Annotated in this window: 4 protein-coding genes; 3 read left to right on the top strand and 1 reads right to left on the bottom strand. The window is 74.7% G+C overall.

What is annotated here, in order from left to right:
• Positions 1–58: 58 nt before the first annotated feature.
• Entirely contained in the window at positions 59–838 is a 780-nt protein-coding gene (locus tag ACIQU4_RS36540) for a thioesterase II family protein (RefSeq protein ID WP_403740357.1), read from the bottom strand.
• A gap of 416 nt (positions 839–1254) precedes the next feature.
• Between ACIQU4_RS36540 and ACIQU4_RS36535 the strand changes: the two genes are divergently transcribed.
• From ACIQU4_RS36535 to ACIQU4_RS36525, 3 genes are all read left to right on the top strand, one after another.
• The gene (locus tag ACIQU4_RS36535; protein ID WP_403740354.1) at positions 1255–2493 is read left to right on the top strand and encodes a cytochrome P450; all 1239 of its coding nucleotides are present in this window, start codon (positions 1255–1257) and stop codon (positions 2491–2493) included.
• A gap of 14 nt (positions 2494–2507) precedes the next feature.
• Positions 2508–2723, top strand: a complete 216-nt coding sequence (locus tag ACIQU4_RS36530) for a ferredoxin (RefSeq protein ID WP_331742399.1) — start codon at positions 2508–2510, stop codon at positions 2721–2723.
• 246 nt (positions 2724–2969) lie between these two features.
• The gene (locus ACIQU4_RS36525) at positions 2970–19247 is read left to right on the top strand and encodes an SDR family NAD(P)-dependent oxidoreductase (protein WP_403740426.1); all 16278 of its coding nucleotides are present in this window, start codon (positions 2970–2972) and stop codon (positions 19245–19247) included.
• Position 19248: the final 1 nt, after the last annotated feature.

Raw genomic sequence — 19248 nt, 5'->3', positions numbered from 1 at the left:
CCGGCTGGAAAAGACCCGAGGGAGACAGGACATCCTTCTTTTCAGATGTCGCTTGAATTCAGACTGAGTTCGCTTGGAACGACCGGGCAATATGGTCGGTAACGACCTTCCGGACGTCGTCGGCGTGTTCGTTCAGGAAGAAGTGGCCCCCGGTGAAGACGGTGAGGCTGAACGGCCCGGCGGTGTGTTCGCGCCAGGCCGCCGCCTCGTCCGTGCTCACGTGCGGGTCCTCGGTCCCGGTGAGTACGGCGATCGGCGTGCCGAGCGGCGGGCCGGGGCGCCAGCGGTAGCTCTCGGCGGCCTTGTAGTCGCTGCGGATGGTGGGAAGGATCATGCGGACGAGCTCCGGGTCGTCCAGTACGGCCGCGTCGGTGCCCTGCAGGCGCAGGATGCCGGCGACGAGCTCCTCGGCGGTCTCGGCGGTCTCGGCCCGACTGGACCCGCCGCGGGCCCGGGACGGGGCGCGCATGCCGGAGACGACGAGGCCGGCCGGCGGCCGCCCCCGCTCCTCCAGGCGGCGGGCGGTCTCGAAGGCGACCATGGCCCCCATGCTGTGCCCGAACAGGGTCACGGGCCGGTCCGACCAGCCCAGGACCTCCTCGGCGGCGTGTGCGGCGAGCGTCTCGATGTCCTCGATGCAGGGCTCGCTGCGGCGGTCCTGGCGCCCGGGGTACTGCACCGCGAGCACGTCCACCTCCGGGGCGAGCGCCCGGGCCATCGGGAACCAGAACGTGGCGGCGCCGCCCGCGTGCGGGAAGCAGACGAGGCGGTGGGGGGCGTCCGGCGACGGCTCGAACCGCCGGATCCATGCGCTGGTGCCCTGCAGCGTTTCCGTCATGACTCCTCGACTTCCCTTCCCGGCGACCGGGCGGTATCCCGAGACCGGGCGGTATCCCGAGGCCTCACCCCATCGAAACGGCGGGCGGGCACCGGCCGCCATTGCCGCCGCCCCCTGTGACCACCCTTCACCACCCCTAATTTCGCCGGGCCCCCGCCATTCCCACCAGGGGCGCGACGGCTTAGGGGTTTTCAGCAGGGATGAAGAACAGCAGCCTGAATGGGGTGAACTCCGGTTGGGGGTCCCCCCGGACGGAGTCTGGGGAGGAATGCGCAGATGTTTTCCGTCGAGCGGTGACGCACCTGTGCGTGCGCCCTCCCACTGCCACCCGCTGAGCCCGAGCCCCGACCACGACCCACGCGATCGATCCAGGCCGTGACCGCACACCAGGTGCGGGGCGGATGAGAGAGGGACCCATGACGGAACTCACCACTGCGCCTTCGGAGACGACGGTCCGCGCGTTTCCGCTGCCGCGCACCGGCTGTCCGATGCAGCCGGCTCCGGACTACGCCGTGCTGCGCGAGACGGAGCCCGTCTCCCGCGTGAAGCTGAGGTTCAACGGCCGCGAGGCCTGGCTGCTGACCCGGTACGAGGACATGCAGCAGATGCTGCGCGACACGCGTTTCGAGTCGGACATCGCCGACCCCGGCTACCCGCTCCAGTTCGGCTTCCCCCTGGAGCTGCTGGAGCAGGGCATCGTGCAGCGCACCCTCTTCCACATGGACCCGCCGGTCCACACGCAGCACCGCATGATGCTGATGCCGGAGATGACCGCCAAGAAGGTCGAGGCCATGCGGCCCCGCACCCAGGAGATCGTCGACGAGCTCATCGACGCGATGCTCGCCCAGGGCGGCCCGGTGGACATCATCTCCGCGCTGACGATGCCGCTGCCGTCCGTCGCGATGACCGAACTGCTGGACGTGCCGCGCGACCAGACGGACCTCTTCTACCGCTGGATCACCTCGCTGGTGACCCAGGGCACCCCGGAGGAGCACGCCGCCGCCAACACCGAGGTCGAGATCCTGCTGCACCGGCTGATCGCCGAGCGCACGGAGAAGCCCGCCGACGACCTGATCAGCAGCCTGATCCTGCGCAACCAGGAGCGCGGCGGCGACCTCGGCCCCACCGACATCAGCGCCCTCGTCCGCACGATGATCGCGGGCGGCCACGAGAGCACCATGAACGGCATGACGATGGCCGTCCTGGTGCTGCTCAGCCACCCCGAGCAGGCGGCGGTCCTGCGCGAGAACCCGCAGCTCGCCGGCCAGGCGGTCGACGAGCTGATGCGCTTCTCCAGCGTCGCCGACCACGGCACCGTCCGCGTCGCGAAGGAGGACGCGGAGATCGGCGGCCGGCTGATCCGCAAGGGCGAGGGCGTCATCTGCTCGCTGACCGCGGCCAACCACGACCCGAGCGTGTTCGCGGACCCGAACACCCTCGACTTCCACCGCAAGGAGGCCGCGCAGAACATCGCGTTCGGCTACGGCCACCACCGCTGCGCCGGCCAGGTCCTGGTCCGGATGCAGATGGAGGTCGTCTTCACGACGCTGCTGCGCCGCATCCCGGGGCTGCGTCTGGCCAAGCCGGTGGAGGAGCTCCCCTTCAAGGAAAAGGCCCTCATCGACGGCCTGCACGAGCTGCCGGTCACCTGGTAAAGGAGAGGACGAAGATGCTGCAGGTCATTATCGACAAGGACGTCTGCGTCGCCTGTGGGGCCTGTGTGCTCTCGGGTCCGGACGTCTTCGACCAGAACGAGGACGGCCAGGCCGTCCTCGTCGTCGACGAGCCCGGCGAGTCGCTGCGCGACCAGATCCTGGATTCCATCGAGGCCTGCCCGGTGCAGGCCCTGACCCTCGTCGAGCACGCGGTGGCCACGGCCGAGTGACCCCGCCCGTCCGCCCGGAGACGCCCGTCGGCTCCGGGCGGACGGCGACTTGTCGATGCTCCGCCCCGTCGGAGCCCAAGGTCCGTCCTTACGAACGTCTTTACGTCACGTCTTTACGTCCTTCCGTCCGCTGCGGACAACGAGTGTGTGGAGTGCTAGATGACTGAGCCCGGAAACTTTGTCTCCGGCACCGACGGTGTGCCGACCGGTCACACCGCGGCGGACGCGGCGACGGAGTCCGCGCTCGTGCGTGACCTCGAGGCGCTTCCGACGACCGAACAGACCCACGTCCTGCTCGACCTCGTACGCGATCACGCGCTCGCCGTGCTGCGGGCGAAGTACGCCGACGCCCCGGAGGCGCTCGCGGGGTCCGGCCTGCCCGTGTCGGTCGACCCCGACCGCTCCTTCAAGGACCTGGGCCTGGACTCCGTCGCGCTGCTGGAGCTCCAGGTGCGGCTGAACGCGGCCACCGGCCTGGCGCTGCCGCCGACCGTCGCCTTCGACCACCCCTCGCCGGCGGAACTCGCCGCGCACCTGCGCACCGAGGTCCTGGGCCTGGCCGACCGCCCCGAGGCGCCGGTGCGCGCCGTGGCCGTGTCGGACGAGCCCATCGCCATCGTCGGCATCGGCTGCCGCTACCCCGGCGGGGTCGCCTCCCCGGAGGACCTGTGGCGGCTGGTCAGCAACGGCGAGCACGTACGGGACGAGTTCCCCGCCGACCGCGGCTGGGACCTGGACGCGCTGTTCTCCGACGACCCGTCGACGCCCGGCACCACGTACGTGCGCCACGGCGGATTCCTGCCCGAGGCGGCCGAGTTCGACGCGGACTTCTTCGGGATCAGCCCGCGCGAGGCCCTCGCGATGGACCCGCAGCAGCGGCTGGTGCTGGAGACCGTGTGGGAGGCCGTCGAGCGGGCCGGCATCGACCCCGCGACCCTGCGCGGCACCGAGGCGGGCGTGTTCATCGCCGCCGAGCCGCAGGAGTACGCGATGCGGCTGCACGAGGCCCCGGACGGCCTCGACGGCTACCTGCTGAGCGGCAACGCCCCCAGCGTCATCTCCGGCCGCGTCTCGTACGTCCTCGGGCTCGCGGGTCCGGCCCTCACCGTCGACACCGCCTGCTCCGGCTCCCTCGTCGGGATGCACCTGGCGGTGCAGTCGCTCCAGCGCGGCGAGTGCACGCTCGCGCTGGCCGGCGGTGTGGCCGTCATGGGCAGCCCCGGCACCTTCACCGCCTTCAGCCGCCAGCGCGGCCTCGCGCCCGACGGCACGGTCAAGGCCTTCGCGGCCGCCGCCGACGGCACCGCCTTCGCCGAGGGCGTCGGCGTGTTCGTCCTGGAGCGGCTGTCCGACGCGCAGAAGAACGGCCACCCGGTCGTCGGCATCGTCCGCGGCTCCGCCCTCAACCAGGACGGCGCCTCCAACGGCCTGACCGCGCCCAGCGGCCGCGCCCAGCAGCAGGTCATCCGCCAGGCCCTCGCCAACGCCGGCCTGACCGGCGGGCAGGTCGACGCGGTCGAGGCGCACGGCACCGGCACCACCCTCGGCGACCCGATCGAGGCGCAGGCCCTGATCGCCACGTACGGCAAGGGCCGCCCCGAGGACCGGCCGGTGTGGCTCGGCTCCGCCAAGTCGAACATCGGGCACACCCAGGCGGCGGCCGGCTCGGCCGGCGTCATCAAGATGCTGATGGCGATGCGGCACGACGAGCTGCCCCGCACCCTGCACGTGGACGAGCCCACCCCCAACGTCGACTGGTCGGCGGGCGAGGTCCGCCTGCTGACCGAGTCCCGCGCCTGGCCCAAGGGCGAGGAGCCCCGCCGCGCCGGCGTCTCGTCGTTCGGCGTCAGCGGCACCAACGCGCACGTCATCATCGAGGAGCCGCCCGCAGCCGAGGCCGCCGCCCCCGAGGCCGCGCCGAAGGCCGGCCCCGTGCTGCTGCCGGTCTCCGCCGCGAGCGGGACCGCGCTGCGCGCCCAGGCGGCCCGCCTGCTGGCCCACGCCGAGCAGGAGGACGCCCCGGCCGCCGCCGACCTCGGCTACTCCCTCGCCACGACCCGCGCCCGCCTCGCCCACCGCGCCGTGGTGGCCGCCGACGACCGGGACGCCGCACTGGCGGGCCTGCGGGCCCTGGCCGAGGGCCAGGAGTCCCCGTACGTCTTCCCGGGCACCGCCGACGCCGGCCGCCTCGCCTTCCTCTTCACCGGTCAGGGCAGCCAGCGCGCCGCCATGGGCCGCGCCCTGTACGACACCCAGCCGGTGTTCGCCACCGCCCTGGACGAGGCGATCGGCCACCTCGACCTCCAGCTGGACCGGCCGCTGCACGAGATCCTGTTCGCCGCCGAGGACAGCGCCGACAGCGCCCTGCTCGACGAGACGGTGTACGCGCAGGCGACGCTCTTCGCCGTCGAGGTGGCCCTGTTCCGGCTGCTGGAGTCCTGGGGCGTGCGCCCCGACTACGTGGCGGGCCACTCGATCGGCGAGCTGGCCGCCGCGCACGTCGCGGGCGTGCTGTCGCTGGACGACGCGGCGACCCTGGTGGCCGCGCGCGGCCGCCTGATGCAGGAACTGCCCAAGGGCGGTGCCATGGTGGCGGTGACGGCCTCCGAGGAGACCGTCACCCCGCTGCTGGCGGCCCTCGCCGACCGGGTGGCCGTCGCCGCGGTCAACGGCCCGGCGTCCGTGGTCATATCGGGCGAGGCCGAGGCCGTCGCCGAGGTCGCCGCCCGGCTGGAGGCCGACGGGCACCGCACCAAGCGGCTGCGGGTGAGCCACGCCTTCCACTCGCCGCTCATGGAGCCGATGCTGGCCGAGTTCCGCCGCATCGCCGAGATCCTGGACTACTCCGCCCCGCGCATCCCCCTGGTCTCGACGCTGACCGGGCGCGCCGCGACCGCCGCCGAGCTGTGCTCGCCGGAGTACTGGGTCCGGCACGTCCGCGAAGCCGTCCGCTTCGCCGACGGGGTGCGGGCGCTCGCCGAACTCGGCGCCACCACGTTCGTGGAGATCGGCCCCGACCCGGTCCTGTCGGGTCTGGGCCGCGACTGCCTCGAAGGCCTCGAAGGCCCCGGCGGCGCTCCGGTGTTCGTCTCCGCGCTGCGCCGCGGCCACGACGACCGGCGCCAGCTGTCGGCCGCGCTGGCCACCGCCCACGCCCGCGGTGCGCGGGTGGACTGGGAGGCGTACTACGCGGGCAGCGGCGCGCGCCGCGTCGAGCTGCCGACGTACGCCTTCCAGCGCGAGCGCTTCTGGCTGGCCGCCCCGCTCTCGCGCGGCGACGCCGCCGGGCTCGGCCAGGTGGCCGCCGACCACCCGCTGCTGGGCGCGGTCGTCTCCCTCGCCGACACCGGCGCCTCGGTGCTGACCGGGCGGGTCTCGCCGCGCTCGCAAGCGTGGCTGGCCGACCACGTCATCGCCGGCAGCACGCTGCTCCCGGGCACCGCCTTCGTCGAACTCGCGCTGCGCGCGGGCGAGGAGACGGGCTGCGAGCGGGTCGACGAGCTGATCATGGAGGCTCCGCTGCTGCTGCCCGCCACGGGCGCGGTGGCCCTCCAGATCGTGGTCGAGGCCGCCGCCGAGGACGGCCGCCGCCCGATCGCCTTCTACTCCCGCGACGAGGACGCCCCCGCCGACGCGCCGTGGACCCGCAACGCCTCGGGTGTGCTGACCGCCGCCCCGGCCGCCGCCGCCGAGCCCTTCGACGCCTCCGTGTGGCCGCCGCGCGGCGCCCGCGCCGTCGACACCACGCGCCTGTACGAGGACATGGCCGCCCAGGGGTACGGCTACGGCCCCGCGTTCCACGGCCTGAAGGCCGTCTGGCAGGGCGCCGAAGGCGTGGCCTACGCCGAGGTCGCGCTGCCGGCCCACGTCGTGGACCAGGCCTCCGCGTTCGGGCTGCACCCGGCGCTGCTCGACGCCGCCCTGCAGGCCACCGACTTCGCCTCCCCCGAGCCCGTCGCCGACGGCCCGCGGCTGCCGTTCGCCTGGTCGGGGGTCTCGCTGTCCGCGGCCGGCGCCTCCGCGCTGCGGGTACGGATCACCGCGACCGGCGCCGACTCCGTCGCGCTCGACCTGGCGGGAGCAGACGGCCTGCCCGTCGCCTCCGTCGAATCGTTCACGGTCCGCCCGGTCACCGCCGAGCAGCTGCGCCCCCAGGCCCACGACGCGCTCTTCCACCTGCGCTGGACCTCCCGGCCGCTGCCCGCGCCGCTGTCCGGGGACGCGCCGGCCGCCGTTGCCCACCACGCCCTCCAGGGCGCCGGGGGTGACGTCCCCGCACAGGTGCGCGCCGTCGCCGAGGACGTCCTGACCGCGCTCCAGCAGTGGCTGGACGACGAGGACTCGGCCGCCGGCCGCCTCGTCGTCCTCACCCGCGGGGCGGTCGCCGTCACCCCGGGCGAGGACATCGACCTGGCCCAGGCGCCCGTGTGGGGCCTGGTGCGCTCCGCGCAGGCCGAGAACCCGGGCCGCTTCGTCCTGCTCGACTCCGACGGCTCGCTGGAGCCGGCCGAACTGCTGCGGATCGCCGCGGCCCTCGACGAGCCCGAGGCGGCCGTCCGGGGCGGCGAGCTGTACGTCTCCCGGCTGGCCACGCTGCCCGCGGCCGAGCCGCAGCCCGCGCCGTGGGGCCCGCAGGGCACCGTACTGATCACCGGCGGCACCGGCGGGGTCGGCGCCGCCGTCGCCCGCCACCTGGTCACCGAGCACGGCGTACGCCACCTGCTGCTGACCGGCCGCCGGGGCGCGGACGCCCCCGGCGTACGGGAGACCGCCGACGAGCTGACCGGGCTCGGCGCCGAGGTGACCGTCGCCGCCTGCGACGCGTCCGACCGGGACGCGGTGGCCGCGCTGCTCGCCGCGATCCCCGCCGGCCGGCCGCTCACCGGCGTCGTCCACGCGGCCGGTGTGATCGACGACGGGCTGATCGGCTCGCTCGACGCCGGACGCCTGGACACCGTCCTGCGGCCCAAGGCCGACGGCGCCTGGAACCTGCACGAGCTGACGCAGGGCCTGGACCTGTCCGCCTTCGTCCTGTTCTCGTCCACCGCGACCCTGCTCGACGGGGCCGGCCAGGCCAACTACGCGGCCGCGAACGGCTTCCTGGACGCGCTGGCCACCACCCGCCGCGCCGCCGGACTCCCCGCGACCTCCCTCGCGTGGGGCCTGTGGACCGGCGTCGGCGGCATGGGCGGGCAGCTCGACGAGGCCGCCCTGCGCCGCATCGAGCGCCTCGGCCTCCAGGTGCTCTCCCCCGCCGAGAACCTCGCGCTGCTCGACAGCGCGCTCACCGCCACCGGCGGCGAAGGCGCCGTCGTACCCGTCCGGTTCAACCTGCGCACCCTCCAGGCGCGGGCCGCCGAGGTCCCGTCCGTCCTGCGCGGGCTGGTCCGCCCCGCCCGCCGCAGCGCGGGCACCGGCGCCGTCCCCGTCGAGCAGTCCCTGGCCCGCCGGCTCTCGGGCCTGTCCCGCGCCGAGCGCGGCGAGGCCCTGCTGGACCTCGTCCGTACGCAGGTCGCGGCCGTCCTCGGCCACGAGAGCGGCGAGCGGATCAACCCGACGCGCGCCTTCAACGAGATGGGCTTCGACTCGCTCGCCGCCGTCGAGCTGCGCAACCGGCTCAGCTCCGCCATCAGCCTCCCGCTCGCGGCCACGCTGATCTTCGACTACCCGTCGCCGAGCGCGCTCGCCGACCACCTGGCGGACAAGCTGGGCGACCCGGGCAAGGAGGCCCGCCGTACGGTGCCCGTCACCGCGCTCGCGGCGGCCGACGACGACCCGATCGTGGTCGTCGGCATGGCCTGCCGCTACCCGGGCGGCGTCTCGACGCCGGACGACCTGTGGCAGCTGGTCCAGGGCGGGGTCGACGCCGTCGGCGCGTTCCCGACCGACCGCGGCTGGGACTCCGACATCCACGACCCGGAGCCGGGCAAGCCCGGCAAGAGCCTCAGCGACAAGGGCGGATTCCTCTACGACGCGGCCGAGTTCGACGCCGAGTTCTTCGGGATCAGCCCGCGCGAGGCGCAGGCCATGGACCCGCAGCAGCGGCTGCTCCTCGAAGTCTCCTGGGAGACGTTCGAGCGGGCCGGCATCGACCCGCACGCCCTGCGGGGCAGCGACACCGGCGTGTTCGCCGGCGTCATGTACCACGACTGGGGCCTGCGCCTGGGCCCGCTGCCCGAGCAGCTCGCCGGCTACCACGGCAACGGCAGCCTGGCGAGCGTGGTCTCGGGCCGGGTCGCGTACGCGCTCGGCCTCGAAGGCCCCGCGGTCACCGTGGACACGGCGTGCTCCTCGTCCCTGGTGGCCATGCACTGGGCGGCGCAGGCGCTGCGGCGCGGCGACTGCGGGCTGGCGCTCGCGGGCGGTGTGACCGTCATGTCCACCCCGGACACCTTCATCGACATGAGCCGGCAGGGCGGCCTGGCCGCCGACGGCCGGTGCAAGTCCTTCGGCAGCGGCGCCGACGGCACGGGCTGGGGCGAGGGCGTCGGCCTGGTGCTCCTGGAGCGCCTCTCCGACGCCGAGCGCAACGGCCACCGGATCCTCGGCGTCCTGCGCGGCTCCGCCGTCAACTCGGACGGCGCGTCCAACGGCCTGACCGCCCCCAACGGCCCCTCGCAGCAGCGCGTCATCCGCCGCGCCCTCCAGGACGGCGGCCTGACCGCCGCCGACGTCGACGTCGTCGAGGGCCACGGCACCGGCACCACGCTGGGCGACCCCATCGAGGCGCAGGCCCTGCTGGACACGTACGGCCAGGAGCGTCCGCAGGACGGCCGGCCGCTGCTGCTGGGCTCGATCAAGTCCAACATCGGGCACACGCAGGCCGCCGCCGGTGTCGCGGGCGTCATCAAGATGCTCCAGGCGATGGAGCACGGCGTCCTGCCGAGGACCCTGTTCGCCGACGAGCCCTCCCCCCAGGTCGCCTGGGACGCGGGCGCGGTGGAGCTGCTGACCGACGCGGTCGAGTGGCCGGCGGGCGAGCGCCCGCGCCGCGCGGGCATCTCCTCCTTCGGCATCAGCGGTACGAACGCCCACCTCATCCTTGAGGAGCCGCCGGTGGCGGCTCCGGCCGAGGCCGCCGAGCAGGCCCCCGAGTCCTTCGGCGGACCGGTGCCGTGGGTGGTGTCGGGCCGTACGGCGCAGGCCGTACGGGGGCAGGCGGCGCGGCTGGTCGCGCACCTGGAGACCCTGGACGACGAGGCGGATCTCGCGGTCACCGGCCGCGCGCTGGCCACCCGGCGCGCCCGGCTGAACGAGCGGGCCGTCGTCCTCGGCGAGAACCGCGCAGAGCTCCTGGCGGCCCTGACGGCCCTGGCCGAGGGCGGTACGTCCGCCGGTGTGGTGCAGGGCCAGGTACGGGAGGGCAAGTCGGCCTTCCTGTTCACGGGTCAGGGTGCGCAGCGGCTGGGCATGGGCCGTGAACTGCACGCCGCGTTCCCGGTGTTCGCGCAGGCTCTGGACGCCGTGGTCGCGGCCGTGGACACGTATCTCGACGCTCCGCTGTACGAGGTGATGTGGGGCGAGTCCGCAGAGGACGAGGCGCTGCTGAACAGCACCGCCTACACCCAGCCCGCCCTCTTCGCCATCGAGACCGCCCTGTTCCGGCTGGTGGAGTCGTGGGGCGTGCGGCCGGACTTCCTGGCCGGGCACTCCATCGGCGAGATCTCGGCCGCGCACGCCGCCGGGGTCCTCTCCCTGGAGGACGCGGCCCGCCTGGTCACCGCACGTGGCCGCCTGATGCAGGCGCTGCCCGCCGGCGGAGCCATGGCCGCCATCGAAGCCACCGAGGAAGAAGTCCTCCCGTACGTCTCCGATGTCGTGGGCATCGCGGCGATCAACAGCCCGCGCTCCATCGTGGTCTCCGGCGCCGAGGAAGCCGTCGAGGCGATCACGGAGGAGTTCGGCGGCCGGGGCCGCAAGACCACCCGGCTCCGCGTCTCGCACGCCTTCCACTCACCGCTCATGGACCCGGCCCTCGCCGAGTTCCGCGCGGTCGCCGAGTCCGTGACCTACGCGCCCGCCCGGATCCCGGTCGTCGCCGGGGTCCACGGCGCGATCAGCGAGGACTGGGGCACCCCGGAGTACTGGACCCGCCACCTGCGCGAAGCCGTCCGCTTCTCCGACACCGTCCAGCACCTGCACGCCAAGGGCGTCAGCCGGTTCCTCGAACTCGGCCCCGACGCCGTCCTGACGGCCCTCACCCGTACGACCCTGGACGCCGACGCCGACGCCGACGCCCCCCTCGTCGAGCCGGCCCTGCGCAAGAACCGCCCCGAGGCGCACTCCCTCCTCACCGCCCTCGCGCAACTCCACGCCACCGGTGCGCCCATCGACTGGACGGCCTTCTACCGGGCCGCCGAGGACCGCTGGTCCGAGCTGCCGACGTACGCCTTCCAGCACCAGCGGTACTGGCTGGAGGGGGCGGCCGCCGGCGGCGGCGCCGGGCTCGGCTCCGCCGGCCTCGAAGCGGTCGGGCACCCGCTGCTCAGCGCCGCGCTCCCCGCGGCCGACTCCGGCGAGGTCGTCCTGACCGGACGCCTGTCGGTGGACACCCAGCCCTGGCTGGCCGACCACGACGTCCTCGGCTCGATCCTGCTGCCGGGCACCGGCTTCGTCGAACTGGCCGTCCGGGCCGGCGACCAGGTCGGCTGCGACCGGATCGAGGAGCTGCTCCTCGAAGCACCGCTGATCGTGCCCGCCCGCGGGGGCGTTGCCCTCCAGGTGCGGGTCGGCGCCCCGGACTCCTCGGGCGCCCGGTCGATCGGCATCCACTCCCGCGGCTCCGCCCCGGACGCCCCGTGGACCCGCCACGCCTACGGCACGGTGGTTCCGGGCGCCCCGGCTCCCGCGTTCGACCTGTCCCAGTGGCCGCCGGCCGGTGCGACCCCGCTCGACGTCACCGGCGCGTACGACCGGCTGCTGGAGCGCGGTTACGCGTACGGCCCGGTGTTCCAGGGCCTGAAGGCCGCCTGGGTCCAGGGCGACGACGTCTTCGCCGAGGTGGCGCTGCCCGAGACGGCGCACGGGGACGCGGCCCTCTTCGGGCTCCACCCGGCGCTCCTCGACGCCGCGATGCACGCGGACCTGCTCGGCGGCGACGGCGCCGCCGAAGGTGCGACGCTGCTGCCGTTCTCCTGGAACGGGGTCACCCTGCACGCGGCCGGTACGTCCGTGCTGCGGGTGCACATCCGCCGGGTGCGCGGGGACGAGGTCTCGGCGATCATGGTCGCCGACGAGACGGGTGCGCCCGTGGCGACCGTGGAGTCGCTGGTGTCGCGCCCGGTCTCCGAGGCCCAGCTGGCCGCCGCCTCCGGTGGCGCGTCCGCCGCCCTGCACCGCGTCGAGTGGCTGCGTGCGGCGCCGGGCGGGGCCGAAGCGGCCGAGGCCGCCGTGTACTTCTCCCCCGTCCCGGCCGGCGCGGACGCCGCGGCCCGGGTGCGTGCGGTGGTGCCCGAGGTCCTCGCGAAGGTCCAGGAGTGGCTGGCCGATCCGGAGTCCGCGGCCACCCGCCTCGCCGTGGTCACCCGCGGCGGTGTCTCCGTACTGGCCGGCGAGGACGCCGATCCGGCGCAGGCCGCCGTCTGGGGTCTGGTCCGGGCGGCCGAGGCCGAGAACCCCGGCCGGTTCGTGCTGGTCGACGTGGCCGCCGGGACCCGCGATCCGGGCGCCGACGTGGCCGCCGCGGTGGCCTCCGGCGAGTCCGAGACGGCGGTGCGCTCCGGCGAGGTGCGCCTGCCGCGCCTGACCCGGATCCCCTCCCCCGCCCCCGTCTCCCCGTGGGGTACGACCGGCACCGTGCTGATCACCGGCGGTACCAGCGGCCTCGGCGCGCTGGTGGCCCGCCACCTGGTCACCGAGCACGGGGTGCGCCACCTGCTCCTCACCAGCCGCCGCGGTCTCGACGCGCCGAACGCCTCGACGATCGTCGCCGAGCTCGCGGAGCTGGGCGCCCACGCCTCGGTGGCGGCCTGCGACGTAACGGACCGGGAGTCGCTCGCCGGCGTCCTGGCCGGGATGGACGCGGCCCACCCGCTGAGCGGGGTGGTGCACGCGGCCGCCGTCGCGGGCGGCGGGCTCGTCGGCTCGCTGACCGCCGATGGCTTCGAGTCCGTACTGCGGCCCAAGACCGACGGCGCGTGGAACCTGCACGAGCTGACCCGGGACGCCGGCCTGTCGGCGTTCGTCCTCTTCTCCTCCGCGGGCGGCTCCGTCCTGGCCGCCGGCCAGGCCGACTACGCCGCGGCCAACTCCTTCCTGGACGCCCTCGCCTCCCACCGCCGGGCCGCGGGCCTGCCGGCCACGGCGCCCGCGTTCGGCATGTGGGAGATCAGCACCGGTCTCGGCGGCGACCTCACCGACGCCGACCTGGAGCGCATGAAGCGGCTGGGCCTGCCTGCGCTGACCGTCGCGGAGGGCCTCGCCCTCTTCGACGCCGCCGTCGCCGGGTTCGACGCCGTGGTCCTGCCGCTCAAGACCGACGCGACGGCGCTCGCCGCCCGCGGCGAGGACCTGCCCGCGCTGCTGCGCGGCAAGGTGCGCGGCCCGGTCCGCCGGACCGTGCAGGCGCAAAGCCCGGAGACCTCCGAGCTGGAGCGCCGCCTCGCCGGGGCCTCCGCCCAGGAGCGCGACCGGATCGTCCTCGAACTCGTCCGTACGCAGGTGGCTGCGGTGCTCGGCCACCCGTCCCCGGACGCGATCGGCCCGGAGACGGCCTTCCGCGAGCAGGGCTTCGACTCGCTGGCCGCCGTCGAGCTGCGCAATCTGCTCCAGGCCGCCACCGGTCTGCGGCTGCCGGCCACGCTGGTCTTCGACTACCCCAACTCCCGGGCGGTCGCGGGCTTCGTGGTGGGCAAGCTGTCGGCCACCACGGCCCAGGCGGCCCCGGCCGCCGCCGCCACCGCGCCGCGCGCCACCGCCCCCACCGACTCGGACCCGATCGCGATCGTCTCGATCAGCTGCCGCTTCCCCGGCGGCGTACGGTCCGCCGAGGACCTGTGGAACCTGGTCGCCGAAGGCCGGGACGCCGTCGGGGCGTTCCCGACCGACCGCGGCTGGGACGCCGACGCCATCTACGACCCCGAGCCCGGCACGCCCGGCAAGACGTACGCCAAGGACGGCGGCTTCCTCTACGACGCCGCCGAGTTCGACGCGGAGTTCTTCGGCATCATGCCGCGCGAGGCCCTCGCGATGGACCCGCAGCAGCGCCTGCTGCTGGAGGCCGCGTGGGAGACCTTCGAGCGGGCCGGCATCGACCCGCAGACCCTGCGCGGCAGCCGGACCGGCGTGTACGCGGGCATCATGTACCACGAGTACGGCAGCCGTCTGACGGACGTCCCCGAAGACCTCGCGGGCTACCTCGGCAACGGCAGCGCGGGCTCCATCGCCTCGGGCCGCGTCGCGTACACCCTCGGCCTGGAGGGCCCGGCCGTCACCGTCGACACCGCGTGCTCCTCCTCGCTGGTCAGCCTGCACATGGCCTGCCAGGCGCTGCGCTCCGGCGAGATCACGATGGCGCTGGCCGGCGGTGTGACCGTCATGCCGACGCCCGACCTGTTCGTCGACTTCAGCCAGCAGCGCGGACTCGCCGCCGACGGCCGCTCCAAGGCCTTCGCCGGGGCCGCCGACGGCACCGGCTGGGCGGAGGGCATCGGCCTGCTCCTCGTCGAGCGCCTCTCCGACGCGGAGCGGCTCGGCCACCCGGTGCTCGCCGTGATCCGGGGCAGCGCCATCAACCAGGACGGCGCCTCCAACGGCCTCACCGCCCCCAACGGGCCGTCCCAGCAGCGGGTCATCCAGCAGGCGCTGGCCGCGGCCGGTCTCACCACGGCCGATGTGGACGCCGTCGAGGGCCACGGTACGGGCACCCGCCTCGGCGACCCGATCGAGGCGCAGGCGCTGCTCGCCACGTACGGCCAGGGCCGCGACGAGGACAAGCCGCTGTGGCTCGGCTCGATCAAGTCGAACATCGGCCACGCGCAGGCGGCGGCCGGTGTCAGTGGTGTGATCAAGATGGTGGAGGCGCTGCGCCACGGCGTGCTGCCGAAGACGCTGCACGTGGACGAGCCCTCGCCGCAGGTCGACTGGACCGAGGGCAACGTCAGGCTGCTGACCGAGCCGGTCGAGTGGCCGGCGGGCGGGCGCCCGCGCCGTGCGGGTGTCTCCTCCTTCGGCCTGAGCGGTACGAACGCCCACGTCATCCTCGAAGAGGCCCCGCAGGGTACTGCGGAGCCGGAGCCGGTGGCGGTCACGCCCGCGGCCGGTGCGCCGGTCGCCCTGGCGGTGTCGGCGAAGAGCGCGAAGGCCCTGCCCCGGCAGGCCGAGGCGCTGCGCGCCCACCTGGAGGCCCACTCGGAGCAGTCCCTGGCCGACATCGGCCACTCGCTGGTGGCGTCCCGGGCGGCGCTGGACCACCGGGCGGTGGTCCTCGCCGAGGACCGCGAGGGCGCGCTGCGGGAGCTGGCGAAGCTGGCCGAGGGGGTGGAGTCCGCGGACGCCGTCACCGGCAGCCGCGTGGACGGCGCGACCGCGTTCCTCTTCACGGGCCAGGGCGCGCAGCGCCTGGGCATGGGCCGTGAACTGCACGCCGCGTTCCCGGTGTTCGCCGAGGCCCTGGACGAGGTCGCCGCCGCGGTGGACCCGTACCTGCAGACCCCGCTGTACGAGGTCATCTGGGGCGAGTCCGCCGAGGACGAGGCGCTGCTGAACAGCACCGCCTACACCCAGCCCGCGCTCTTCGCGATCGAGACGGCCCTGTTCCGGCTCGTCACGTCGTGGGGCGTGCGGCCGGACTTCCTCGCCGGCCACTCCATCGGCGAGATCACGGCCGCGCACGCGGCCGGCGTCCTCTCCCTGGAGGACGCGGCGCTGCTGGTCACGGCCCGCGGCCGGCTGATGCAGGCGCTGCCCGCCGGCGGAGCCATGGCCGCGATCGAGGCCACGGAGCCCGAGGTCCTCCCGTACCTGGGCGACGAGGTCGGCATCGCGGCGATCAACAGCCCGCGCTCGATCGTGGTCTCCGGTACGGAGGAGGCCGTCGAGGCGATCCGGGCCGCCTTCACCGAGCAGGGCCGCAAGAGCACCCGACTCCGTGTCTCGCACGCCTTCCACTCCCCGCTGATGGACCCGGCGCTCGCCGAGTTCCACCTCGTGGCCGAGTCCGTGACCCGGCACGAGCCGCAGATCCCGGTCGTGGCCGGGGTCCACGGCGCGATCAGCGAGGACTGGGGGACCCCGGACTACTGGAGCCGGCACCTGCGCGAGGCGGTCCGCTTCTCCGACACCGTCCAGCACCTCGCCGCCAAGGGCGTCCAGACCTTCCTGGAGCTCGGCCCCGACGCGGTCCTCACCGCCCTCGCCCAGAACACCCTCGACGGCGCTGACGCCGTCATCGAGCCGACCGTACGCAAGAACCGGCCCGAAGCGCGCACCCTGCTGACCGCCCTCGCCCGGCTCCACACCACCGGTACGGCCGTCGACTGGACGGCCGTGCACGCCGGGTCCGGCGCGCGGCTGGTCGAGCTGCCGACGTACGCCTTCGAGCGCCGTCCGTACTGGCTCGACGCCCCCGCCCCGGCCCCGGCCGGCGATGTCACCAGCCTGGGCCAACAGCCGGCGCAGCACCCGCTGCTGAGCGCGGTGGTGGTCTCTCCGGAGGCCGGAGGTGTGGTCCTGACCGGCCGCCTGTCGGTGAAGACCCACGCCTGGCTGGCCGACCACGACGTCCTCGGGACCGTGCTCCTGCCCGGCACCGGATACATCGAACTCGCCATCCGCGCCGGTGAGGAGGTCGGCTGCGACGTCATCGACGAGCTCACCATCGAGGCGCTGATGCCGATGCGCGAGGACGGCGGCGGCCTGGCCGTCCAGGTCACCGTCGACGCGGCCGACGCCACCGGCCGCCGCTCGCTGGCGGTGTACTCGCGCCCCGACGACGGCCCGGCGGACACGCCGTGGACGCGGCACGCGAGCGGTGTCCTGGCACCCGGGGCCCAGCACCCGCCGGCCCCCGAGTCGTTCGGGGTCGGGACGGGGGTCTGGCCGCCGCAGGGCGCCGAGGAGGTCGACATCTCCGGGGTGTACGACTACCTCACCGGCCAGGGCTACGGATACGGGCCCATGTTCCGCTGCCTGCGCGGGATCTGGACGCGCGGCAAGGAGACCTTCGTCGAGGTGTCGCTGCCCGAGGACAACCTCGCGGTGGGCCACGAGTACCGCATCCACCCGTCGATCCTCGACGGCTCGCTGAGCGCGACCGACTTCATGGACGGGCGCCGGCCGCAGGACGTCGGAGGCACCCAGCTCCCGTTCGCCTGGTCCGGAGTGACCCTGCACGCGGCCGGCTCCTCGCAGCTGCGGGGCCGGATCACGGCGGTGGAGTCGCACAAGTCGCAGGGTTCCGACGCCGTCCGGATCGAGCTGTCCGACCTGCGCGGCACACCGGTCGCGACCATCGACTCCCTGGTGGTCCGCCCGGTCACGGCGGCCCGGGTCAACGCCGCCGCGGCCGCCGGCCAGGGCGAGCGCTCGTCGATGTTCCACCTGGTGTGGAACCAGCTGCCGCTGGGCGCCAGCGCGTCGGCGGTCGCCGACCGCTGGGCCGTCCTCGGCGGCTCCGACCACGCCTTCGGCGAGGGCCTGGCCGCGTACCCCGATCTCGGGGCGCTCGCCGCGGCGCTCGACGGCGGCGCGGAGCTGCCCGAGGTGGTCCTGCTGCCCGTACCGGCCGGCGAGGGCGAGGTCCCGGACGCGGTCCGGTCCGTGACGGGCGCCGTCCTCGACGTCCTGCGGGCCTGGCTCGACGAGCCCCGCTTCGGCCGCTCCCGGCTCGCCGTGGTCACCCGCGGCGCGGTCCGGGCGAATGACACCGACACCGTCGACCTGGCGCAGGCGCCCGTATGGGGCCTGCTGCGCTCGGCGGAGGAGGAGAACCCGGGACGCTTCCTGCTGGTGGACACCGACGGCTCGGCCGCGGCCCACCAGGTGCTGCCCGCGATCGCCCTGACCGGGGAACCGGAAGCGGCCGTGCGCGGCAGCGAGGTCAAGGTCCCGCGCCTGGCCCGGATCGCCTCCAGCCAGGTCGCCTCCGACCTGCCCTGGTCGGCGGAGGGCACCGTACTGATCACCGGCGGTACGAGCGGCCTCGGCGCCATCACCGCCCGCCACCTGGTGGCGGAGCACGGCGTACGCCACCTGCTGCTCACCAGCCGCCGCGGCCCGGACGCACCGGGCGCCAAGGAGCTGAGCGCCGAGCTCGGCGGGCTCGGGGCGACGGTCTCGGTCGTCGCCTGCGACGTGTCGGACCGCAGCGCCGTGGACGCGCTGCTGGCGGGCGTGGACGCCGAGCAGCCGCTGACCGCGGTCGTGCACGCCGCGGCGCTGATGGACAACGCGCTGACCGCGCAGCTGACGGCGCGGCAGGTCGACGCCGTACTGCGGCCGAAGGCGGACGCCGCCTGGCACCTGCACGAGGCGACGCTCGGCCTGGATCTGACGGCCTTCGTCCTCTTCTCCTCCTGCGCCGGACTCGTCGTCGGCGCCGGGCAGGGCAACTACGCGGCGGCCAACCGCTTCCTGGACGGGCTCTCCGCCCACCGCCGCTCGCTCGGACTGCCCGCCACCTCGCTGGCGTTCGGCCTGTGGGAGACGAAGACCGGACTGGGCGGCGGGGTCACCGACTCCGACCTCGGCCGGATGAAGTCGCTGGGCCTGCCGGCGCTGCCGACCGCGGAGGGGCTGCAGCTCTTCGACGAGGCGATGACCCTCGACGAGGTGATGATCGCCCCGATCCGCGTCGACAACGCGGGCCGCGGCGCCAACCCCGGCGCGGCCCCGGTGCTCCTGCGGGACGTGCTGAAGGCCGAGCCGGCGCCGCAGCAGCGCCAGGACGTACGGGCCCCGGCCGTGGCGGCCGCGGCCGCCGCTTCGGCGGCCGGTTCGCTGTCCCTGGAGGAGCGGCTGGCCCGGATGCGGCCCGCCGACCGGGAGCCGGCGGTCCTGGACCTGATCCGGGCCCAGGTGGCGGCCGTCAGCCACAGCGACCCCGACACCATCGACGTCAACAAGGGCTTCACGGACCTGGGGCTCGACTCGCTGGCCGCGATCGACCTGCGCAACCGGCTCCAGACCGCGACCGGGATGCGCCTGCCGGCGACCATGATGTTCGACTACCCGAGCCCCGTCGTGATGGCCGAGTTCCTCCTGGAGGAGATCCTCCCGGCCATCGAGGACGTCGCGGAGCCCGAGCCGGCGGCGGCCGCCGCCCAGGACGACCACTCCATCCGCGAGACGCTCGCCTCGATCCCCGTCACCGCACTGCGCGAGGCGGGCCTCCTGGACGCGCTGCTCAGGCTCGCAGGTCCGGTGGAGCAGCAGGGGGCCGCGGCCGCACCGGCCGCGGCCGGCACGCCTGGCGCCCCCGCCGCCCCGCAGACCGCCGACCGGAGCGAGGAGATCAAGAGCATGAACATCGACGACCTGGTGCGCGCCGCGCTTGCGTCCGCCGAACCGAATTCGAACGAGGGCTGAG

Origin of the sequence: Streptomyces sp. NPDC090741, from assembly GCF_044769045.1 — a bacterium.
Classification (GTDB): Bacteria; Actinomycetota; Actinomycetes; order Streptomycetales; family Streptomycetaceae; genus Streptomyces.
This window is presented reverse-complemented; position numbering and strand designations above follow the sequence as displayed.

Coding starts and splice junctions, on each gene's coding strand:
- ACIQU4_RS36540 (WP_403740357.1), bottom strand. CDS start 838: ATGACGGAAACGCTGCAGGGCACCAGCGCATGGATCCGGCGGTTCGAG.
- ACIQU4_RS36530 (WP_331742399.1), top strand. CDS start 2,508: ATGCTGCAGGTCATTATCGACAAGGACGTCTGCGTCGCCTGTGGGGCC.
- ACIQU4_RS36535 (WP_403740354.1), top strand. CDS start 1,255: ATGACGGAACTCACCACTGCGCCTTCGGAGACGACGGTCCGCGCGTTT.